25 protein-coding genes are annotated in these 18,954 nt (G+C 71.6%); 14 read left to right on the top strand and 11 right to left on the bottom strand.

Annotated elements, in window-relative coordinates:
* The first annotated feature begins 193 nt into the window (after positions 1-193).
* Genes JOM49_RS27845 through JOM49_RS27835 form a run of 3 tightly spaced genes read left to right on the top strand, consistent with a single transcriptional unit; the run spans position 194 to position 2,275 of the window.
* Positions 194-826, top strand: a complete 633-nt coding sequence (locus tag JOM49_RS27845) for a transglycosylase family protein (protein ID WP_245371002.1) — start codon at positions 194-196, stop codon at positions 824-826.
* Between the two features lie 49 nt (positions 827-875).
* On the top strand, positions 876-1,463 hold the full coding sequence (locus JOM49_RS27840; RefSeq protein ID WP_209667161.1) for a TetR-like C-terminal domain-containing protein: 588 nt from the start codon (positions 876-878) through the stop codon (positions 1,461-1,463).
* Positions 1,460-2,275 (top strand): alpha/beta hydrolase, encoded by an 816-nt coding sequence (locus tag JOM49_RS27835; RefSeq protein WP_209667160.1) that lies wholly within the window; start codon positions 1,460-1,462, stop codon positions 2,273-2,275. Before JOM49_RS27840 ends, JOM49_RS27835 begins: the two co-directional genes overlap by 4 nt.
* Here JOM49_RS27835 and JOM49_RS27830 read toward each other — a convergent pair.
* Positions 2,272-3,054, bottom strand: coding sequence for a glycerophosphodiester phosphodiesterase family protein (locus tag JOM49_RS27830; protein WP_209667159.1), 783 nt, complete (start codon positions 3,052-3,054; stop codon positions 2,272-2,274). The two genes, JOM49_RS27835 and JOM49_RS27830, sit on opposite strands and share 4 nt — an antisense overlap.
* A 117-nt stretch (positions 3,055-3,171) precedes the next feature.
* Between JOM49_RS27830 and JOM49_RS27825 the strand changes: the two genes are divergently transcribed.
* Positions 3,172-3,504, top strand: a complete 333-nt coding sequence (locus JOM49_RS27825; RefSeq protein ID WP_209671663.1) for a hypothetical protein — start codon at positions 3,172-3,174, stop codon at positions 3,502-3,504.
* Positions 3,505-3,574: 70 nt separating this feature from the next.
* Here the strand turns inward: JOM49_RS27825 and JOM49_RS27820 are convergent, their stop codons facing one another.
* A complete protein-coding gene (locus JOM49_RS27820) occupies positions 3,575-4,279 on the bottom strand; it encodes a S1 family peptidase (RefSeq protein ID WP_372444094.1) in 705 nt (234 codons plus the stop codon).
* A gap of 267 nt (positions 4,280-4,546) precedes the next feature.
* Here JOM49_RS27820 and JOM49_RS27815 point away from each other — a divergent pair, with 267 nt between their 5' ends.
* A complete protein-coding gene (locus JOM49_RS27815) occupies positions 4,547-4,909 on the top strand; it encodes a DUF1761 domain-containing protein (RefSeq protein ID WP_209667158.1) in 363 nt (120 codons plus the stop codon).
* Here JOM49_RS27815 and JOM49_RS27810 read toward each other — a convergent pair.
* Positions 4,893-5,600, bottom strand: a complete 708-nt coding sequence (locus JOM49_RS27810; RefSeq protein WP_308158900.1) for an ArsR/SmtB family transcription factor — start codon at positions 5,598-5,600, stop codon at positions 4,893-4,895. The genes JOM49_RS27815 and JOM49_RS27810 overlap by 17 nt on opposite strands.
* A gap of 65 nt (positions 5,601-5,665) precedes the next feature.
* Here JOM49_RS27810 and JOM49_RS27805 point away from each other — a divergent pair, with 65 nt between their 5' ends.
* Both JOM49_RS27805 and JOM49_RS27800 read left to right on the top strand, forming a co-directional pair.
* Positions 5,666-6,193 (top strand): hypothetical protein, encoded by a 528-nt coding sequence (locus JOM49_RS27805; RefSeq protein ID WP_282768839.1) that lies wholly within the window; start codon positions 5,666-5,668, stop codon positions 6,191-6,193.
* The gene (locus tag JOM49_RS27800; protein WP_209667156.1) at positions 6,190-6,951 is read left to right on the top strand and encodes an isocitrate lyase/PEP mutase family protein; all 762 of its coding nucleotides are present in this window, start codon (positions 6,190-6,192) and stop codon (positions 6,949-6,951) included. Before JOM49_RS27805 ends, JOM49_RS27800 begins: the two co-directional genes overlap by 4 nt.
* On the opposite strand, the gene JOM49_RS27795 is transcribed toward JOM49_RS27800, so the two are convergent.
* Positions 6,941-7,927, bottom strand: coding sequence for a tyrosine-type recombinase/integrase (locus tag JOM49_RS27795; RefSeq protein WP_209667155.1), 987 nt, complete (start codon positions 7,925-7,927; stop codon positions 6,941-6,943). The genes JOM49_RS27800 and JOM49_RS27795 overlap by 11 nt on opposite strands.
* 12 nt (positions 7,928-7,939) lie before the next feature.
* Positions 7,940-8,206, bottom strand: a complete 267-nt coding sequence (locus JOM49_RS27790) for a hypothetical protein (protein ID WP_209667154.1) — start codon at positions 8,204-8,206, stop codon at positions 7,940-7,942.
* A gap of 640 nt (positions 8,207-8,846) precedes the next feature.
* Here JOM49_RS27790 and JOM49_RS27785 point away from each other — a divergent pair.
* The 3 genes from JOM49_RS27785 to JOM49_RS27775 all read left to right on the top strand — a co-directional run bounded on the left by JOM49_RS27785 (position 8,847) and on the right by JOM49_RS27775 (position 10,963).
* Complete coding sequence (locus tag JOM49_RS27785) at positions 8,847-9,239, top strand: VOC family protein (RefSeq protein WP_209667153.1); 393 nt, start codon at positions 8,847-8,849, stop codon at positions 9,237-9,239.
* 4 nt (positions 9,240-9,243) lie between these two features.
* A complete protein-coding gene (locus JOM49_RS27780; RefSeq protein ID WP_308158899.1) occupies positions 9,244-10,095 on the top strand; it encodes a sigma-70 family RNA polymerase sigma factor in 852 nt (283 codons plus the stop codon).
* Between the two features lie 193 nt (positions 10,096-10,288).
* Complete coding sequence (locus JOM49_RS27775) at positions 10,289-10,963, top strand: class I SAM-dependent methyltransferase (protein WP_308158898.1); 675 nt, start codon at positions 10,289-10,291, stop codon at positions 10,961-10,963.
* Here the strand turns inward: JOM49_RS27775 and JOM49_RS27770 are convergent.
* The 4 genes from JOM49_RS27770 to JOM49_RS27755 are packed head-to-tail and all read right to left on the bottom strand — an operon-like array spanning position 10,924 to position 13,327.
* The gene (locus JOM49_RS27770) at positions 10,924-11,577 is read right to left on the bottom strand and encodes a class I SAM-dependent methyltransferase (protein ID WP_209667151.1); all 654 of its coding nucleotides are present in this window, start codon (positions 11,575-11,577) and stop codon (positions 10,924-10,926) included. The genes JOM49_RS27775 and JOM49_RS27770 overlap by 40 nt on opposite strands.
* Positions 11,578-11,588: 11 nt before the next feature.
* On the bottom strand, positions 11,589-12,344 hold the full coding sequence (locus JOM49_RS27765; protein ID WP_209667150.1) for a putative protein N(5)-glutamine methyltransferase: 756 nt from the start codon (positions 12,342-12,344) through the stop codon (positions 11,589-11,591).
* Between the two features lie 12 nt (positions 12,345-12,356).
* On the bottom strand, positions 12,357-12,932 hold the full coding sequence (locus JOM49_RS44195) for a YdeI/OmpD-associated family protein (protein WP_209667149.1): 576 nt from the start codon (positions 12,930-12,932) through the stop codon (positions 12,357-12,359).
* Positions 12,929-13,327 (bottom strand): VOC family protein, encoded by a 399-nt coding sequence (locus JOM49_RS27755; protein WP_209667148.1) that lies wholly within the window; start codon positions 13,325-13,327, stop codon positions 12,929-12,931. The genes JOM49_RS44195 and JOM49_RS27755 overlap by 4 nt, the downstream gene beginning before the upstream one ends.
* A gap of 86 nt (positions 13,328-13,413) precedes the next feature.
* On the opposite strand from JOM49_RS27755, the gene JOM49_RS27750 reads away from it, so the two are divergent.
* Positions 13,414-14,361, top strand: coding sequence for a helix-turn-helix transcriptional regulator (locus JOM49_RS27750; RefSeq protein ID WP_209667147.1), 948 nt, complete (start codon positions 13,414-13,416; stop codon positions 14,359-14,361).
* Here the strand turns inward: JOM49_RS27750 and JOM49_RS27745 are convergent.
* The gene (locus tag JOM49_RS27745) at positions 14,354-15,163 is read right to left on the bottom strand and encodes an alpha/beta fold hydrolase (protein WP_209667146.1); all 810 of its coding nucleotides are present in this window, start codon (positions 15,161-15,163) and stop codon (positions 14,354-14,356) included. The genes JOM49_RS27750 and JOM49_RS27745 overlap by 8 nt on opposite strands.
* Positions 15,164-15,273: 110 nt before the next feature.
* Between JOM49_RS27745 and JOM49_RS27740 the strand changes: the two genes are divergently transcribed.
* The 3 genes from JOM49_RS27740 (at position 15,274) to JOM49_RS27730 (ending at position 17,600) form a co-directional block, all read left to right on the top strand.
* Entirely contained in the window at positions 15,274-15,639 is a 366-nt protein-coding gene (locus JOM49_RS27740) for a YciI family protein (RefSeq protein WP_209667145.1), read from the top strand.
* Positions 15,636-16,868: an RNA polymerase sigma factor gene (locus JOM49_RS27735; protein WP_209667144.1), complete on the top strand. Its 1,233-nt coding sequence runs from the start codon at positions 15,636-15,638 to the stop codon at positions 16,866-16,868. Before JOM49_RS27740 ends, JOM49_RS27735 begins: the two co-directional genes overlap by 4 nt.
* Before the next feature lie 63 nt (positions 16,869-16,931).
* Positions 16,932-17,600: an alpha/beta fold hydrolase gene (locus tag JOM49_RS27730; protein WP_209667143.1), complete on the top strand. Its 669-nt coding sequence runs from the start codon at positions 16,932-16,934 to the stop codon at positions 17,598-17,600.
* Here JOM49_RS27730 and JOM49_RS27725 read toward each other — a convergent pair.
* Positions 17,571-18,917, bottom strand: coding sequence for an MFS transporter (locus JOM49_RS27725; RefSeq protein WP_209667142.1), 1,347 nt, complete (start codon positions 18,915-18,917; stop codon positions 17,571-17,573). The genes JOM49_RS27730 and JOM49_RS27725 overlap by 30 nt on opposite strands.
* Between the last annotated feature and the right edge of the window lie 37 nt (positions 18,918-18,954).

The following is an 18,954-nucleotide window of genomic DNA, read 5'->3' as shown; positions in this document are numbered from 1 at the left end:
AGGCGTGCGAGGGGGTCGTTGCGCGGGCAGGCTACGGCCTCCCGTCAGCCGGGGCGGGCGGGATCCGGGGAATGTGTCCGGATCGCGACGGTGACCCGAGGGGTGCACGAGTGGCTGGTGTTCCGCCTGTGACACTTGTGGTCACGCAGCGTCAATACCTACTGTTCAGCGCATGGTCGGATCGATTCGCCGGATGGCCGTGCTCGTCGCCGCGGTGTTCGCGCTGCAGCTGGTGCCGACCACGTCGGCCGTCGCCGACCCGCCCGCGAACTCCTGGGCCAAGCTGCGGATGTGCGAGTCCGGTGGGCGCTACGAGACCAACACCGGCAACGGCTACTACGGTGCCTACCAGTTCGACCTGCCCACCTGGCGCAGCGTCGGGGGAGCGGGCCGCCCCGACCAGGCCGCCCCCGCCGAGCAGGACTACCGCGCGCTCTACCTCTACCGCATGCGCGGCTGGCAGCCGTGGGAGTGCGCCACCAAGCTCGGGCTCAAGGCCGACGCCGACGCCAGGAGCAAGCGGAAACCCACCTACGCCGAGTCCGCCTACATGGGCGGCTCCGGCACCCCGCCGCCCGCGCCCGACCCGAACGTCAAACCGCCGTGGCCGGGCGTGGTCTACGACTACGGCGACTGCGCCGAGCCGCTGAAGACCTTCCAGCTGCGGATGAACAACTTCGGCTACGGGTTCACCGGCACCGGCTGCTACCTCGACAAGACCAGGCAGGCCGTGCTCGACCTCCAGCGCGCCAACGGCATCAAGGACTCCGGCCTGCTCGGCCCGAAGACCTGGGACGCCGCCTGGGAAGGCAAGCCGCCACGCTGAACCTAGGGGTTCTAGGAAATGCCTAGACCTCCTAGGTTAAGGTGGCGGCATGGTGCGAGCCGGACTGACCACGCAGCGAGTGACCCTCGCGGCCGCCGAACTCGCCGACGAAGCCGGGCTCGACCAGGTGACCATGTCGGCGGTGGCACGGCGCCTCGGCGTCAAGGACGCCAGCCTGTACACCCACGTCCGCAACCTCGAAGACCTGCGCGGCCGGATCGCCCTGCTCGCGGCCGACGAGAAGACCATCCGCATCGCCGAGGCCATGGCCGGACTGGCGGGCAGGGAAGCCCTGATCGCCTACGCCGACGCCTGGCGCGACTACGCCCGCGAACACCCCGGCCGCTACCTGGCCACCCAGACCCCCGTCCCGATCGACCCCGAACTGGCCGCACAGGCACCCGGACCCCGGCGCGCGGTCGAGCTGACCTACCGCCTCCTGCGCGCCTACGACCTGGCCGAACCCGACCTCACCGACGCCGTCCGGCTCCTGCGCAGCACCTTCCACGGCTTCGTCGCACTGGAGACCGCCGGCGGCTTCGCCCACCAGCGCACGCCCCAGGAGTCCTGGGTCCGTGCCCTCGACGCCCTGCACACGCTCCTGCAGCACTGGCCACGAGAAGGAGACCCGGCATGACCGGCACCCTGCGCGTCGACGGCGCGACCCTGCACTACGACGTACGCGGCGACGGCCCGCCGCTCCTGCTGATCCCCGGCGGCTCGGGTGGCGCGGCCTCGGTCGACACCCTCGCCGAGGACCTCGCCACCGACTACCGGGTCATCACCTACGATCCGCGCGGCATGTCCCGCAGCACACTGGACGACCCCGGCGCCGAGCAGCACGTGCCCGAACACGCCGACGACGCGGCCCGCCTGCTCGACCTGCTCGCACCCGGCCGGCCCGCCCGCGTGTTCGGCAGCAGCTCGGGCGCCATCGTCGCGCTGCACCTGCTCACATCCAGGCCCGAGCTCGTCGAACGCGTCGTCGCCCACGAACCACCGGTCGTGGAGGTCCTGCCGGACGCCACCGAACACCGGGCATGGCTCACCCGCGTGGGGGAGACGTTCCGCGCCGAAGGACTCATGCCCGCGATGGCCGTGTTCGCCGAAGGGCTGAAGAAGCCCGGAGACACCACCTCGGAGGCCCCGGCCGAGCTGCCACCCCAGGCGGCGGCCCGCGCCGAGCAGACCTTCGCCAACCTCCCGTACTTCGTCGGGCGCATCGTGCCGGGCTTCATGTCCTACCGCCCGGACACCGACCGGCTGCGGGCCCTGTCCGACCGCCTCGTCCTCGCCGCGGGCCAGGACTCACCCGGCGAACTGACCTACCGCCCCGCCGCCCACCTGGCCGAGCACCTCGGCACCGCACTCGAACACTTCCCCGGCGGGCACATCGGCCTGACCACCCACCCCGCCGACTTCGCCGAACGCCTCCGCAAGGTCCTCTAGGCGGGTTCCCACACGCCGCGGTCGACCAGCACGTCACGCAGCACGTCCGGCCGGTCGGTCACCAGCCCCTTCACCCCGAGGTCCAGCAACGACCGCATCTCCTCGGCGTCGTCGATGGTCCAGCAGTGCACCTCGACCCCGGCATACCCCGCCGCCCGCACGAACGAGCGGTCCACCACCGTCAACCGCCCCTGCCGCACCGGCACCTGCGCCATCGCACCCCGGCTCAGGAACCCCAGCCGCAGGAACGGCAGCCAGCCGTTCGCCCACAACACCCCCGCCGACCGCGGCCCCAGCGCGGTTAGCAACCGCGGCCCCGCCAGCCGCCGCACCCTGGCCAGCCGCGCGTCGGAGAAGGACGCCGCCGCCACCCGGTCGAACGCGTCCATCCGCTGAAGCACCCGCACGAACGGCTCCACCACCGCATCGGTCTTCAGATCGACGTTGAACCGCGTCTCCGGCAGCTCCTCCAGCACGTCCTCCAGCCGCGAAATCCCCTCACGGCCACCGATCTTCGCCTGCTTCACCTGCGCCCACGGCAGCGAAGCGACCAGCCCCGACCGATCCGTCGTCCGGTCCAGCGCCGCGTCGTGCTGCGCCACCGCCACCCCGTCCGAGGTCGCGTGCACATCGGTCTCCACGTACCGGTAACCCTCGGCCACCGCCCGCCGGAACGCCGACAGCGAATTCTCCATGTCGGCCAGCTCGTCCAGGTGCCACCCGCGGTGGGCGAGGGCACGGGGGAGCGGCTCGGCGAGGTACGGGTGACTGGTCTCCACCAGCACAGTCTGCCTCCCCGGCGTGGCCCCGGCGTGAGCACCGGATGACCGGATAGGGTCGACCCCGTGAGCGAGGTGGCCGAGAAACCCAGCGTGACCCGCGAAGAGCTGAGCCGGATGCGCCGGCCCGGCGCGGCCACGCACTGCGGCTGGTGTGGCCGACGTCTCGAAGAAGGCGAAGCCCGCGGCCGACGGCGCCGCTACTGCGGCCAGTCCTGCCGCCAGCGCGCCTACGAACGCCGCACCGCCCTCCAGCGCAGCGGCCTGCCCGAAGACGCCGTCGTCCTCTCCGACACCGAGATCGCCGACCTGCAGGACCGCCTCTTCCAGCTCCGCTGCGCCGCCGAGGACATCGTCACCGCCGCCGCCGACGGCGCCTCCACCGCCGAACTCCGCGAACTCGCCCAGGAAATCGCCCGCAGCGCGAAAGACCTCGAACAACTCCGCTAGGAACCGCGCCGAAAACGGACTGGAACCGGCTGTGCCCGCAGCCGCCGACGGCCACGGGCACAGCCGGGGGTCACACGCCGGCCGTCTGGCTGATCCAGGACCGGCTGCTCGCCACACTCGCGTAGTTGTTCGTCCCGGTCGGGTTGCTGCCACCCTGGTTCTGCACCGTCGAGGCCACCCCCACCTGACGACCACCCGAAACCTGCGGGCCGCCCGAGTCACCCTTCCACGCCGCACCGTTGATGCCCCGGCTCTGGATGGCCGGACCACCGTAGGCGTCGGTCGACCGCCCGGTGACCTGCACGTTGGCTGTCTTCAGCACCGACGAAGCCGGCCCCGTCGGCGTGGTGCGGCCCCAGCCGTAGATCTGGTTGGTCGAACCCACCGCCGGATCCGCGTTGCCCAGCGTGATGTAGGTGGTGTTGACCGCCCTGGTCAGGTGCAGCAGCGCCACGTCCCCGACCGGCGACACCCGCTGCTGGTCCACACTGACCTGCGTACCCGCGCCGAGGGTGTTGCTGCCCACCCGCACGCTCATCGAGCTGCCCAGGCAGTGCTCCGCGGTGAGCACCCACCGGGCCGCGATGATCGTGCCCGAGCAGTTGAAGTTGCCGTTGACGTAGACCTGCGCGCCCCACGGCACGGACGGGGCGGTCCCACCGCCGACGATGTCCGGCTGCGCACCGCCCGCGGCGGCGGTCCCGCCGGCGAGCAGGGTCATGGCGAGGGTGGCCGTGGCGGCGCAGGCAGCGCCAAAGGTACGGACTCGGCTCACGTCGAGGTCCTTTCGGGGAACCGGGGAAGCCGCCGGGAGTTCGGTGGCTGCGCCGAGAATCGGCCAGCCGGGCCACCCGCCAGTACCGACGAAGGTCGGGTGGTGGCGTGGTTGCCTACCGATGGCGGGGGTTTCACTACCTACGCAAATGCCCCCGCCGGCCCGCGGCCGATTTACTCAGTAGTGCCGATGTCGAAATCCGGCACCCGGCACCTACGTCCCTGACGAAGGCGCCCACCCGGGGCGCCCGGAACCAGGGGAGACCCCGTGCTCACCGAGATCAACTACCTCGCCGTGCTCACCGCGACCGTCGCGGCCTTCGTCGCCAGCTCCGCCTACTACGCCGTCCTCGGCACCCAGGGCGGCGAAACCCGGCCCTGGCAGATCGCCGCCGAACTCGTGCGCAGCGCCACCCTCAGCCTCGTGCTCGCCGGTCTCGTCACCCACTTCGACCTGCGCTTCGGCCCCGCACTGGTCCTCGCCCTCGTGCTCTGGGCCGGCTTCCCGGCCGTCCTGCTTTCCGGCTCCATGCTCTGGGAGAAGGTCGCCTGGCGCATCGCCGCGGGCCACGCCGGCGACTGGCTGCTCAAGCTCCTCCTGCTCACCACCATCGTCAGCCTCTGGCGGTGATCCGCAGCCCCAGCAACTCCCGCAGCGCATCGGACCCGGCCGGCGTCACCCGCACCGCCCGGCCGGACCCGATGCGCTTCACCCACACCCGATCCAGCAGGTACCCGCAGACGAACGCCCCCGCCGCCCCCGCCAGGTGCGACCGCCGCTCCGTCCAGTCCAGGCACGCCTTCGCCACCGGCCGCCGCGACGAACGCCACCCCGCGACATCGGCACCCAGCTCGCCCTCGAACCACGCCACCCCCGACGAGGTCAACGCGAACCCATCCGCCTGCGTCAGCAACCCCCGGCCCGTCATCGCGTCACTGATCGCCACCCCCAGCTCCCCGGCGAGATGGTCGTAACAGGTCCGCCCCCGCGCCAACGCCGCCGACGCGGCCGACGCCCGCAACGTCCGCTCACGCGCCCGCGGCGGCCCGAGATACCCCACCAGATCCTCGAGCAACCGAGCCGTCTCCGGCCCCGCCAGCTGCACGTACCGGTGCCGCCCCTGCCGACGCTGCACCAGCAGCCCACCCTCGACCAACCGGTGCAGGTGCTCACTCGCCGTCGACGGCGCCACCCCCGCGTGCGCGGCCAGCTCACCCGCCGTCCACGCCCGCCCGTCCAGCAACGCCAGGCAGAACGCCGCCCGCGTGCCATCGGCGAGCAGCCCCGCCAACCCGGCCAACTCCCCACTGGACGCAGTCACGACCCCCATCCTGCCCCCACCACACTTCGGCGCCCACCGAAACGACCATGACCTAACTTGACCCCGTGAAGATCACCGAAGCGCTCGACCTCCCCATGCCGCCCAACCACGACCCCGGCCCCATCGGCTGGCTCCGCGACCATGTCGCCCGCTTCAGCGACGGCGAAACACACCGCCACCGCCGCGCCCTCATCACCGCACTCCTCGCCGACATCGACCCCGCACGACTGGACCCGGCCACCCCGATCGCCACACTCGCCCAAGCCATGGACATCCCCGCGAACCCCGCCGACGTGGCCGAGGTCGCCCGCGTCTACCACCCGCACCTCACCCCCGACACCACCGCCGAACAAGCACTGACCCGCCTCGTCCACGCCTGCGGCGGCACCTGGGACGAACCCACCGCCGCCAGGATCTGCATCCTCGTCCAAGCCAGCGCCGGACTCGCCGGACCCGTCCGCGTCACCCGCCGCCAAGCCCCCGACGGCACCACCATCGAAGTCGACCTCAGCGCCGCAGGACTGCGCTTCGGCGCCGGGGCCCACGAATGCCCCGGCCAAACCCTCGTCACCGCACTGGAGACCACCCGATGACCGACTTCTTCGCCCTCCACCACGCCGAAACCCCGCTCCTGCTGCCCAACGCCTGGGACTTCACCTCCGGCGCCGCCCTCTTCGACGCCGGCTTCCCGGCCATCGGCACCACCAGCCTCGGCGTCGCCGCCGCCCACGGCCTGCCCGACGGCCGCGGCCGGACCCGCACCGAAACCGTCGCACTCGCCCGCTCACTGACCCGCCTGCCCGGCCCGGTCACCGTCGACATCGAAGCCGGTTTCAGCGAGGACCCGGGGGAGGTGGCCGACCTGGCCGCCGAACTCGCCTCCTTCGGCACCGCGGGCATCAACCTCGAAGACAGCCGCCCCACCGGCGGCCTCGCCGAACCCGACGACCACGCCGCCCTCGTCTCAGCCGTGAAAACCCGCGTGCCCGGCCTCTTCGTCAACGCCCGCATCGACGCCCACTGGCAAACCGAGCACCCACCACCCCTGACCCGCGTCCTCGACCGAGCCCGGCGCTACGTCGCCGCGGGCGCAGACGGCATCTTCGTCCCGGGCCTCAACGACAGCGCCGACATCGCCGCACTCGCCGGCGGCCTCCCCGTCCCGCTCAACATCCTCTACGCCCGCGGCCTGGACTACCGCGACCTCGGCGTCGCACGGGTGAGCCTCGGCTCCCTGCTCTACCGCGCCGCCCTCCACACCGCCACCACCCTCGCCCGCTCGATCCGCGACGGGGGAGCGGCCCCCGACGACATCCCCGGCTACCGCGACATCGAGCGGTTCATTCCGTGAAACTGGTGTTCAGCGCCTGGTAGGTCCGGTTGCTCGCCACCGCCGCCCGCTGCTCACGCCCGGTCGCCTCGATGTAGTTCTGACTGGTCGCCAGGCTCGCGTGCCCGAGCAACGCCATGATCTCCGAGGCCGTCGCACCGTCCTCGGCCAGCCGCGTGGCGAAGGTGTGCCGCAACGCGTGCAGGTTCGCCCCCGTCGGCACCCGATCCTGCAACCCGGCCGCGCGATAACAGGACTTGACCAGGTAGTCGAGCGCACCACGCCCGATCGGCTCCCCGGCACGATCCCGCAGCAGCGGCGCCGACCGGCTGAACCGCAGGTGCGGGAACTTCCGGCGGCACGAGGCGAGGTAGTCGTCGATGATCTTCTCCATCACCGGCTGCACCGGGATCGACCGGTCCCGGCTGCCCTTGCCCTGGACGTGCAGCCGCTTCTCCCCGGACCGCCCGATCAGCGACTCCACGCTCAGCGACCGCATCTCGGCCGCCCGCAACCCGGCCACCAGGCCGAGCGCGATCACCAGCACGTCCCGCTCCGGCCACGGATCCCGGCCCTGCCGCGCGCCCTCGGTCGCGGCCGTGAGCAGCTTCTCCGGCGTGTCCTCACCCCGCAGCGGCTTCGGAACCAGGGGAGGGGTCTTGGGGCGGGCCACCGCACCCATCGGATTGCCCGGCAGCAGCCCGTCCGACACGCAGAAGGTGAGGAACTGGTTCCAGGTGGACCAGGCACGCAACACGGAACTCTTGGCGTGCCCGTCGGCGAACGCCCCGAACGCCGTTCGCAGCGACGCCGTGGTCAACTCCTCGACGCGCAACTCCTCCGGGGCCCGCCCGGTGGCCTCGGCCAGCAGGGAAGTGAGTCCCGCCAGATCCCGCCGGTACGCGGCAGTGGTGTGCGGAGAGTCCTTGCGTGGACGGCGAGCGGCGAAGAATGCCTGCTGGGCGTCGAGAACTCTCATGTGGATCTTGTACCGCACAGCACCGACAGTTTATCGCCGCACCCAAGGATGATGGCCGCCGCGGAGAGCTTCGATCAAGGTACGGCTGTAGCCACTGGTCGACACGACTTCCTCGATCCGGGTGCGGGGTGCGTGCTGCGGCAGCAGTTCGGTGACCAAACGCGCGATGGCAGCGCGGGTACCGACGAGTTCGGCGGCCAGGTGACGTTCGGTTTCGCCGAGGCGGTGGAGTTCGGTGTATCGGTAGTCCGAATGGTCGGGGAGGGGATCGGGAAGTGGCGGCATCGGTTCGTTCACTCCGGGATCCTGGCGTTTCTCCGAAGCCGGCGGCAATGGGAATATATCCGCGTAGACGGGGGCAGTGAATCGGGCGATGGCCGAGGAGACTTTGCCATCATCTTTCATGCATAATGGCGATTATGCATGAAACGGCGGTCTGAGCGGGGTTGCCACCCTCCGGGGGACGGCACCTCTCCGGAAGCTCCCAGGGCGTCCTTGGGAGCACTTTCTGCCCATCCTCGCGTGGTGAGCGCTGCCTGGCGCGGAGCCCGAGGTGGCCTGGAGGCGCCAGGCGACTTCGGCGTCTGGTCGCTGCCGACGTGCGATCCACCGACCCAGTTTCGTCACTGTGACGTTTTGAGGTGGTGTAACCGGACGTTCTTCGCCGGGGGCTCGCGGCCTTCTGACGGCTCGGTACCAGTGAATTCCGCCTGTGCGTCGGGTCGACAGAGGCCGTCGCGCCCGCCGGGTGGCTCGTGCGCGGGCGTCGACATCGTCTGATCGAGATCTCCGGAGACCCCTCTCAAGGCGGCCTACGCCAGGTTATCGAAACGCCGATAAGCGACATTATGTTAAGTAAGAGCTCTGGCCGCGTTCTGTTACCTCTCCTCCTCGGCTCCCGTCATACCGGCGACACCGAAAAGCAAAGGAGAACAGGATGCTGACGAATCTCATGTACGTGACGGTCTACGTCACCGATCAGGACCGCGCGCTGAAGTTCTACACCGAAGGACTCGGCCTGGAGAAGCACGCCGACTACAGCGGGCCGGACGGCCGCTTCCTCACCGTCGGCGTCGCCGGCAGTCCGGTCAAGGTCATTCTCTGGCCGCATGCCCCGGCTGCGGGACAGCCACTCGAGGCGGGTGGCGCGCCCGGGCCCCTGATCCTCGAGTCGGACGATCTGAGGCAGGATTTCGAGGTGTTGCGTCAGCGAGGCGTGACCTTCGATGAGCCCGAACCGGTGGACTATCCGTTCGGCGTTCGCGTCGAGGCGGTGGATCCGGACGGCAACCGGATCTCGCTCCGCCAGCAGCGGTTCCCAGGAAGGTGACGGGGTGAGCGGGGCGAATCTGGTGGCCGAGGCGTTCGAGGCCCAGCGTGACCGGCTGCGTGCGGTCGCTCACCGCACGCTCGGCTCGCACGCTGACGCCGAGGACGTGGTCCAGGAGGCCTGGTTGCGGCTTTCCCGCCAGGATCCGGCGACCATCGAGAACCTGGCGGGCTGGCTGACCACGGTGGTCGGCCGGATCAGCCTGGATGTCCTGCGTGCGCGTCAGGTCCGCCCTGACGCGCTCCACGACGAGTCCGACCGCGTCGACGACTCCCCCGCGCCGGAGGACGATGTGGCACTCGCCGACTCGGTCGGGCTCGCGCTCCTCGTTGTCCTGGAGTCGCTCAGGCCGAGCGAGCGGCTGGCGTTCGTGTTGCACGACCTGTTCGCGGTGCCGTTCGACGAGATCGGGCAGATCCTGGGCAAGTCGACCAACGCCGCCAAGATGCTCGCCAGTCGCGCCCGCAGGAAGGTCCAGGCGACGGGATCCCCCGCCGGCGATGGCCGGGAGCAGCGGGAGGTGGTTCAGGCCTTCCTGGCGGCGGCTCGTCACGGCGACTTCGAGGGGTTGCTGCGCGTGCTCGACCCCGAGGTGCGGTTGACCGTCGACACCCCTGGCGGTGAGGTCGTGGTGCTCGGCGTGACCAAGGTCGTCGCTGGTGCGCGGCTGTCCGCTGCCGCGGCCGCGCAGGGGCGAGCGGTGCTCGTCGACGGCCGCCCCGGTGTCGTGGCCTGGCGTGAGGACGGTGCCCCGCTCTCGGTCATGGCGTTCACCGTCGTCGGCGGCCGGATCGTCGCCATCGCGGTGGTGGTGACCGATCCGGTCAAGCTCGCGTCGATGGAGCTTGCCCGGTAGTTCGGCGGAGGCCGGGCTCCCCCGCCGCTAAGGTGATCGAAATGCGGGTGGATCCTTCCAATGTCGAGCAGTTGTCTGCTTGGGACGGTGACCAGGGTGCGTTCTGGGCGGAGCGCGCCGATCGGTTCGACGACGGTGTGGCCGCGTACCACGACCGGTTTTCGAGGCGGCGGCTCTTCAGCGCACCTCGGCGGTGCTCGATGTGGGGTGTGGCACCGGGCAGATGACGCGGGCGGCGGCTCGGCTGGCGCCCGAGGGGCACGCCGTGGGAGTGGATTTGTCCTCCCGGATGATCGAGCTGGCGCGTGAGCGGGCAGCCGAGTTGCCCAACGTGCGTTTCCTCCAGGCGGACGCCCAGGTGCACCCCTTCCCCCGGCACTCGTTCGACGTGGTGATCAGCCGCCACGGGGCGATGTTCTTCGGCGACGCCAAGGCGGCGTTCGCCAATCTGGCGGCCGCGGTGCGTCCTGGTGGCCGGCTGGTGTTGCTGACCTGGCAGCCGTCGGTGCGCAACGAGTGGGTGAGCACGTTCCGCCGGATCTTCTCGGCCGGGCGCGAAGCACCCGCCTCTCCCCCGGCGCCGAATCCGAGTTCGCTGGGCGATCCGGATCAGGTGCGGGAGTTGCTGACTGCGGCCGGGTTCACCGGTGTGCGGTCGACGGGGCTCAGTGAGCGGATGTTCTTCGGGCGGGATGTCGAGGACGCGGCCGAGTTCGTGGAGGCGCAGTTCGGCTGGATGACGCGGGAGCTGCCGGGCGAGGTTCAGGCCCGGGTGCGCGCGGATCTCCGGGTGGATCTGGCCGCGCACCTGGGTGAGCACGGGGTTCGTTACGACTCGGCGGCCTGGCTGGTGGAGGCGAGTACGTAGCCCTGTGGCGTCGGCTCGCCGTCGGCGGGGGCGCGGACCATCTGTGCCTTCACGGTGAAGCCCGCCTCCCCCAGTTGTTCGGCGACGCGTTCGGGGCGCAGGCGGCGGAAGTCGAGTGAGAGGGTGTGGCCGAAGCCTTCGTCGTAGTGCTGGACGTCGTCGCCGGCCTGGAAGCCGAGCAGCAGGTGCCCGCCGGGGGCAAGGACGCGGTGGAATTCGGCGAAGACGGCGGGCAGGTCCTCGGGGGCGATGTGGATGATCGAGTACCAGGCGACCAGTCCGGCGAGTGAGTCGTCGGCGTGGTCGAGCGCGGTCATCGAGCCTTCGTCGAAGCGCAGTCCCGGGTAGGTCTCGCGGGCCAGCTTGACCATCGAGGAGGACAGGTCGATGCCGGAGACCTTGACGCCCAGTGAGTCCAGGAACCAGGTGACCCAGCCGGGGCCGCTGCCGGCTTCGAGGACCGAACCGTGGTCGCGGGTGAGTTCGGCGAAGGCGGTGAGCATGGCGCGGCCGAGGGTGTCGGTGTCGTACACGCCGTCGAAGTGCTCGGCGTAGGCCGCGGCCATGGCGTTGTAGCCGTCGCGGGTTTCGGTGAGGTAGGTGGGTTCGGTCATGGCGCCAGACGTTAGCGGAGGGCGCCGACGACGACGGTTCCCGACAGTTCCTCGGAGTGGACGATGCGGGGTGCCAGTCCCCCGGCGGTGAACGCGGCGGCGGTGACGGGTGCCTGTGCTTCGCCGGTTTCGATGAGGAGGTGGCCGCCGGGGGCGAGCCAGTGGGCGGCTTCGGCGGTGACGCGGCGGTGGACGTCGACTCCGTCGCCGCCGCCGTCGAGGGCGACGCGGGGTTCGTGGTCGCGGGCTTCGGGCGGCATCATCGCGATGGCGTCGGTGGGGACGTACGGGGCGTTGACCACGAGCAGGTCGACGCGGCCGCGCAGGTGGGCGGGCAGTGGGGTGAACAGGTCGCCTTCGTGGACCTCTCCCCCGGCTGGTTCGACGTTGCGGCGGGCGCAGCGCACGGCGGCGGGGTCGATGTCGGCGGCGTGCAGTTCGGTTTCCCCCAGTGCGGCGGCGAGGGCGACGCCGACGGCGCCGGAGCCGCAGCAGAGGTCGACGATGACGTGGCCGCCGAGTGTGGCGGCTTGGTCGACGAGGAGTTCGGTGCGGCGGCGGGGTACGAAGACGCCGGGGTCGACGGTGATGCGGTGGCCGTGGAATTCGGCCCAGCCGAGCAGGTGTTCGAGTGGGAGTCCGGCGACGCGGCGGGTGACGAGGTGGTCGAGTTCGGCGGGGGTTCGGGCGGCTTCGGTGAGCAGGCGGGCTTCGTCCTCGGCGAAGACGCAGCCCGCCCGCCGGAGTCGGGTGATCACGGTGTGCACGAGGCCGGGACACTACACCGCGGGCCGGGGATGGTTCGCGCGAATATTGGCGGCGGCGAGTTCGACGGTCCGGTCGATGCGCTGTTGCCGGGTTTCGGGGCGTTTGGCGGTGAGGATCCAGGCGAGGATGCGGCTCTGGGAGGAGGGCGGGAAGGCCTGGTAGTGGGCGAAGGCGGCGGGGTCGTGGTCGAAGCGGGTGCGGAGGTCGGCCGGCAGGATGCGGTTTTCGGCGTCGGCGAGCACGGTCCAGGTGCCGGTGTGCTTCGCGAGGTCGATGAGGGCTTGGCCGTGGTGGGTCATCCGGCCTTCGGCGATGAGGCGTTCGGCGCGTTCGCGGTTGATCCGGCTCCAGGCGCTCTTCGGGTTGCGGGGGCTGAACCGCTGGTAGCGGCTGTGTCCGTCGCGTTTGACGGATTTGCTGTCGATCCAGCCGAAGCAGAGTGCTTCTTCGACGGCTTCGTCCTGGCGCAGGCTCGGGGTGGGGCTGTCCTGGCGGTGGATGACGAGCTGGACCTCGGTGGCGGTGGTGCAGTTGCGGGTGAGCCAGTCGCGCCATTCGGCGGGGTCGGCGGTGTGGAGTTCGGTCACTTCTCCCCCAGGATGTCGAGGTAGTGCTGGTTGTACATGACGCCGAGTACGTTTCCGAAGGGGTCGGTGACCGCGGCGGTGACGAAGCCGGGGCCGCGTTCGGTGATCGGTTCGAACTCCTGGGCGCCGAGGTCGAGCAGGCGGGCGACGGCGGCTTCGAGGTCGTCGACGTGCCAGTTGGCGATGGCGCCGCCCGGTCGGTCCTGGACCGCGCCCGGCGGGGCGTAGGTGGCGTTGACGATGCCGAATTCGTGCTGGTAGTCGCCGATGCGGAACTCGATGTAGCCGGGCATGCGGTCGAAGTAGGGCTCGATGCCGAAGAGTTCGGTGTACCAGGCTTTGGCGGCGTCCATGTCGGCGGCGAAGAAGGTGGAGTGGGCGAGTCCTCGGAGCATTTTCGGGTCCTTTCCGGTGCTGTCGGGGATCAGTCTTCCGGTCAAAGTGCTCACCTCCTGAGCACTTTGTTTGCCAGACTCGGGGCATGCGCGCCGATCGCCTCGTGGCCACCTTGTTGCTGATGCAGTCGCGGGGGCGGGTGACCGCGGCGGAGGTGGCTGGTGAGCTGGAGGTGTCGGTGGCCACGGCGCGGCGTGATCTGGAGGCGTTGTCGGCGGCGGGGGTGCCGGTGTACCCGCAGCCGGGCCGGGGTGGGGGCTGGTCGCTGGTGGGTGGGGCGCGGACGGATCTGAGTGGGTTGACCTCGGTGGAGGCGCAGGCGTTGTTCCTGCTGGCGGGGCCGGGGGCGGCGGTGTCGCCGGAGGTGCGTTCGGCGTTGCGGAAGCTGGTGCGGGCGTTGCCGGACACGTTCCGGGAGCAGGCGGAGGCGGCGGCGAGCGCGGTGGTCGTCGATTCGGCGCGCTGGGGTGAGGCGGATCGGGAGCGGCCGGCGCTGGTGGAGTTGCTGCAGGAGGCGACGGTGCGGCGGCGCAAGGTGCGGCTGGTCTACGCGAGCCGGGGGCGGGAGCGCGCCGAGCGGCTGGTGGAGCCGTGGGGGCTGATCGACAAGGACGATCTGTGGTACCTGATCGCGGGGACGGCGGCCGGGCAGCGCACGTTCCGGCTGGATCGGATCGCCGAGGCGGTGGTGACCGGGGAGCCCGCGTCGCGGCCGGCGGATTTCGAGCTGGGTGAGGCGTGGCGGCGGGTGGTCGACGAGGTGGAGCTGAAGCGGTCGCTGGTGTCGGCGACGGTGTTGCTCGAGCCGCGGTTCGTGTTCGTGCTGCGGTCGCACTTCGGCAGGCACTGCCACGTGGAGGGTGAGGTGGCGGACGGGCGGGCGCGGGTCCGGGTGGCCGCACCGGCTCCGGTGATGATCGCCCAGCAGCTGGCGGGGTGGGGCGATCAGGTGGAGGTGGTGGAGTCGGAGCCGGTGCGGGCGGAGCTGGCCAGGATCGGCGCGGAGCTGGCGCGCCGGTACGGCCCTAGCTGAAGATCTTCCGGGTCAGGTCGGCGGCCACGGCGGGGTGTGCGCTGTAGCCGCCGTGGTCGCCGGGGAACAGTGCGGGTTCGACGCCGAGCTTGTCGGCGAGTGCGACGGCGGCTTCGTAGGCGAGCTGGCCGCGGGACTCCTCCCCGATGGCGACGGTGATGCGGTCGGCCAGTGAGCGCAGGGCGGTGTAGTCGGGCCGGTAGTCGCCGAGGGCGTGCATCAGGTGGGCGAAGAAGAAGTCGAGGTTGGGCTGCATGGCGGCCATCTGCTCGCGCATCTCGGGGGTGGGTTCGCCGCCGTCGCCGTGGTCGCCGCCGAGGCCGGTGCCTTCGAGGAAGACGGCGATGGCGGCGAAGGCGCCGCCGGTGCGGTAGGCCTCGTCGATGGCGGCCGTGCGGCGGGCTTCGTCCTCGCGGGCGGGCAGCAGGGAGGTCGTCGGTGGTTCGTGCAGGATGGCGGCGCGGACCTGGCCGGGGTGGCGTCGCAGGAGTTCCATGGTGGTCATGCCGCCGCCGCTGCTGGCGAAGACGTACCCGGGTTCGGTGGAGACTTCGGCGAGCAGGCGGTGGGCGTCGTCGGCGTGCCGGCCGATGAGGTCCTCCCCCGGTGCTCCGTCGATGGCGCTGCGGGACAGGCCGCGGGGGTCGTAGGTGATCACCGTGTGGTCCGCGGCCAGTTCGGCGGCGAAGGTGGTGAACGAGCTCGCGTCGGCGGGGCCGCCGGGGATGCAGAGCACGGCCGGGCCGCTGCCCTGGACGTCGTAGTGGAGTGTGGCGCCGGGGACCTGCAGGGTGCGGGACATGGTGTGCCTTTCTGGCGGGTGGCGGGCTTTCTCGACTCCCCGACGTCCGAGGTGCGCGTGGACAGACACATCGTGGGCGATGATGTGCCGGATCGGAAGGAGGGCGCGCGGTGAAGTACGTGCTGTTGATCGGCGGGGAGGACACCGGTGCGGAGGAGACCTCGGCGCAGGTGTGCCGGAGCGAGGACGTGCGGGCGTGGATCGAGGAGATGACCCGGCGTGGGGTGCTGCTCGGTGGTGAGGTGCTGCACCCGGCCGGGGACGCGACCACGTTGCGGGTGCGCGACGGGGAGGTGCTGCTGGCCGATGGCCCGTTCGCGGAGACGAAGGAGCAGGTCGGCGGGTACAGCGTGATCGAGTGCGCCGATCTGGACGAGGCGGTCGCGGTGGCGGCGGCGCACCCGGTGGCGCGGTTCGGGATGGTCGAGGTGCGGCCGGTGTTCGATCCGGCGGACGTGCCCGGCGCAGGCCGGTGAGCGCCGAGGTCCAGGCGGCGGTCGCGGCGGCGTTCCGGGAGGAGTGGGGTCAGGTGGTGGCCACGCTGATCCGGGTCACCGGTGACTGGGACCTGGCCGAGGAGTGCGCGCAGGAGGCGTTCTCCGCGGCGTTGCGCCGCTGGCCGCGGGACGGGATCCCGCGCAAGCCGGGTGCGTGGCTGACCACGACCGCGCGCAACCGGGCCACCGATGTGCTGCGGCGTGAGGCCGTGGGTGCGGCCAAGCTCCGGGAGCTGGCGGCGTTGCCGCCGCCGGAGGCCGCGGAGCCGGACGAGAGCGGGGTGCCCGACGATCGGTTGCGGTTGATCTTCACCTGCTGTCACCCGGCGTTGCCGTTCGAGGCGCGGGTGGCGCTGACGTTGCGCACGCTGGCGGGGTTGAGCACGGCGGAGATCGGGCGGGCGTTCCTGGTGCCGGAGGCGACGATGTCGCAGCGGCTGGTGCGGGCGAAGCGGAAGATCCGCAACGCCGGGATCCCCTACCGGGTGCCGCCGCCGCACCTGTTGCCGTCGCGGACGAACGCGGTGCTCGGGGTGCTGTACCTGTTGTTCAACGAGGGGTATTCGGCGTCGGCGGGTGCGGATCTGGTGCGGCGCACCCTGAGCGCGGAGGCGATCCGGCTGACGCGGGTGCTGGCGGGGTTGATGCCGGACGAGCCGGAGGCGCTGGGGTTGCTGGCGTTGATGCTGGTGCACGACGCGCGGCGGGAGACGCGGCTGGACGAGGCGGGTGAGCTGGTGTTGCTGGCGGATCAGGACCGTTCGCGCTGGGACGCCGGGGCGATCGAGGAGGGCACGCGGCTGCTGGAGTCGGCGTTGCGGCGGCGGCAGCCGGGGCCGTACCAGCTGCAGGCGGCGATCGCGGCCTGTCACGCGACGGCTTCGAAGGCGGAGGACACCGACTGGGCGCAGATCGCCGCGTTGTACGAGCGGCTGGCGCGGGTGGTGCCTTCGCCGGTAGTGCGGTTGAACCAGGCGGTCGCGGTGGGTATGGCGGAGGGGCCGGAGGCCGGGTTGCTGCTGCTGGACGAGCTGACCGAGGGCGGGCAGCTGGCCGGGTACCACCTGCTGCCCGCGGCGAGGGCGGATCTGCTGCGGCGGCTGGGACGCGCGGATGAGGCGGCGGTGGCCTACCGGGAGGCGCTGGAGCTGGCGGCGACCGACGCGGAGCGGCGGTACCTGGCGATGCGGCTGGCGGAAGTTTCCTGACCGCGGGTGTCGGTCCGGGCCGGGGCTGTTCGTCGGTGGGTGAACCCACGACGAGGAGGACAGATGGCGACCTTTGTGCTGATCCACGGTGGCGGCGGCAGCGGCTGGGACTTCCACCTGCTCGAGCCGGAGCTGCGGGAACTGGGGCACGATGTGGTGGCCCCGGATCTGCCGATCGAGGACGGGGCGAACGGGCTGGCCGAGTACGCCGACGCGGTGGTGGCCGCGGTGGGCGCGCGCGAGGACCTGGTGGTGCTGGGGCATTCCTTCGGCGGGCTGGTCGCTCCCCTGGTGTGCGACCGGCTGCCGGTGCGGTTGCTGGTGCTGCTGGCGGGCATGATCCCGCGGCCGGGTGAGCCGGCGTCGGACTGGTGGGCCAACACCGGCTATGAGTCCACTGTGGACATGGAGGCCGACCCGATCGGGGCGTTCCTGCACGATGTGCCCCTGGAGCTGGCCGAGCGGGCGCTGGCGAAGGGACGGCCGCAGTCGGGTGACTCGCTGGGCAGGCCGTCGCCGCTCGTGCGGTGGCCGGTCGTCCCGACCCGGCTGCTGGCGTGCCGGGACGACCGGTTCTTCCCACTGGAGTTCCTGCGGCGCGTGGCGCGGGAGCGGCTCGGGATGGAGCCCGACGTGATCGACGGCAGCCACAGCGTGCCGTTGTCCCGCCCGAAGGAGCTGGCTGCCCGGCTGGACGCCTACCTAACGCCCGAGGAGCAGCCCGCTCAGTAGTGCCCCGGCGAGCATCAGGCCCGCGGCCACGGCGGCGGCGATCGCGTGCCCGTGGACCTGGGCGGCGAGGGTCGCTCCCCCGGCGGCGACCGTGGCGATGCCGTTGAGCACGGCGATGCCGATCGAGCCGCCGAGTTGCTGGGCGGTGCTGAGCAGGGCCGACACGGTCCCGGTGTCGGCGGGGGCGGCGCCGGTGAGCGCGGCGCTCATGCTCGGGGACATGACCAGCCCGGTGCCGAGGCCGAAGACGAGCTGTGCGGGCAGGATGGCGCCGGCGTAGGTGCTGTCCGGGGTGAGCTGGGTGAGCAGTGCCAGCCCGGCGGCGGTGACCAGCATGCCGGGCACGATCAGCAGGCGCGGGCTGAGCTTGGCCATCAGGCGCCCGGAAATCTGCGAGGCCGTGAGCACGGTGACCGCGGTGCCGGGCAGGATGGCCAGCCCGGTGCGCAGCGGGTCGAAGCCGAGCACCTCCTGCAGTTGGTAGGTGAGCACGAGCATGGTGCCGAACATCGCCGCCATCGTGGTGGTGATCGCGGTGAGCGAGCCGAGGCGGCGGCGGTCGGTGAGCAGGCGGGGTGGCAGCAGCGGGTTCGCGGACTTGACCTGGCGCAGGGCGAACGCGCCCAGCAGGACGGCGGCGGGCGCGAGCCAGAGCAGCCGGCCGGTGGTCGCGTAGACCAGTGCCGCGGCGCCGGTGACGCCGAGCGCGGTGCTGAGCGGGTCCAGGCGCAGCCGGTGGCTCGGGGTTTCGGGCAGCAGCGCGGGGATGAGCGCGGCGGCGACCGCGGCGATGGGCACGTTGACGTAGAGGCACCAGCGCCAGTCCAGTGCCGCGGTGAGCAGCCCGCCGGCGAGCAGGCCCGCTGCTCCTCCGGCGCCGACGACCGCGCTGAACCGGCCGAAGGCGCGCCCGCGTTCGACCGGGTCGGTGAACAACGCGGTGAGCAGGGCCATCGCCGTGGGGGCGAGCAGTGCGGCGAAGGCGCCCTGGGCGGCGCGGGCGCCGATGAGCAGCCCGCCGTTGAGCGCGGCTCCCCCGGCGGCCGAGGCGAGGCCGAAGCCGAGCACGCCGATCAGCAGGGCGCGGCGGCGGCCGATGGCGTCGGAGATCCGTCCGGCGGGCAGGAGCAGGGCGCCGAAAGCGAGCAGGTAGGCGGTGACGATCCAGTGCCGGTCGGTGTCGGACAGGCCCAGGTCGTGCTGGGCGGCGGGCAGGGCGATGTTCACGATCGTGGTGTCGAGCAGCACCATCAGCTGGGCGGTGCAGAGTAGGGCGAAGCCCGGCCACCGGGTGGTGCGGGCGGGGGTCGTGGTCATGGCGTGGAGACTGGCAGATCAAAGTTAACCCGGTCAA

Source organism: Amycolatopsis magusensis, from assembly GCF_017875555.1.
Lineage (GTDB): Bacteria > Actinomycetota > Actinomycetes > Mycobacteriales > Pseudonocardiaceae > Amycolatopsis > Amycolatopsis magusensis.
This window is presented reverse-complemented; position numbering and strand designations above follow the sequence as displayed.

Coding starts and splice junctions, on each gene's coding strand:
- JOM49_RS27845 (WP_245371002.1), top strand. CDS start 194: ATGGCCGTGCTCGTCGCCGCGGTGTTCGCGCTGCAGCTGGTGCCGACC.
- JOM49_RS27840 (WP_209667161.1), top strand. CDS start 876: ATGGTGCGAGCCGGACTGACCACGCAGCGAGTGACCCTCGCGGCCGCC.
- JOM49_RS27835 (WP_209667160.1), top strand. CDS start 1,460: ATGACCGGCACCCTGCGCGTCGACGGCGCGACCCTGCACTACGACGTA.
- JOM49_RS27825 (WP_209671663.1), top strand. CDS start 3,172: ATGCGCCGGCCCGGCGCGGCCACGCACTGCGGCTGGTGTGGCCGACGT.
- JOM49_RS27800 (WP_209667156.1), top strand. CDS start 6,190: ATGACCGACTTCTTCGCCCTCCACCACGCCGAAACCCCGCTCCTGCTG.
- JOM49_RS27785 (WP_209667153.1), top strand. CDS start 8,847: ATGCTGACGAATCTCATGTACGTGACGGTCTACGTCACCGATCAGGAC.
- JOM49_RS27770 (WP_209667151.1), bottom strand. CDS start 11,577: ATGACCGAACCCACCTACCTCACCGAAACCCGCGACGGCTACAACGCC.
- JOM49_RS27755 (WP_209667148.1), bottom strand. CDS start 13,327: ATGCTCCGAGGACTCGCCCACTCCACCTTCTTCGCCGCCGACATGGAC.
- JOM49_RS27750 (WP_209667147.1), top strand. CDS start 13,414: ATGCGCGCCGATCGCCTCGTGGCCACCTTGTTGCTGATGCAGTCGCGG.
- JOM49_RS27745 (WP_209667146.1), bottom strand. CDS start 15,163: ATGTCCCGCACCCTGCAGGTCCCCGGCGCCACACTCCACTACGACGTC.
- JOM49_RS27730 (WP_209667143.1), top strand. CDS start 16,932: ATGGCGACCTTTGTGCTGATCCACGGTGGCGGCGGCAGCGGCTGGGAC.
- JOM49_RS27725 (WP_209667142.1), bottom strand. CDS start 18,917: ATGACCACGACCCCCGCCCGCACCACCCGGTGGCCGGGCTTCGCCCTA.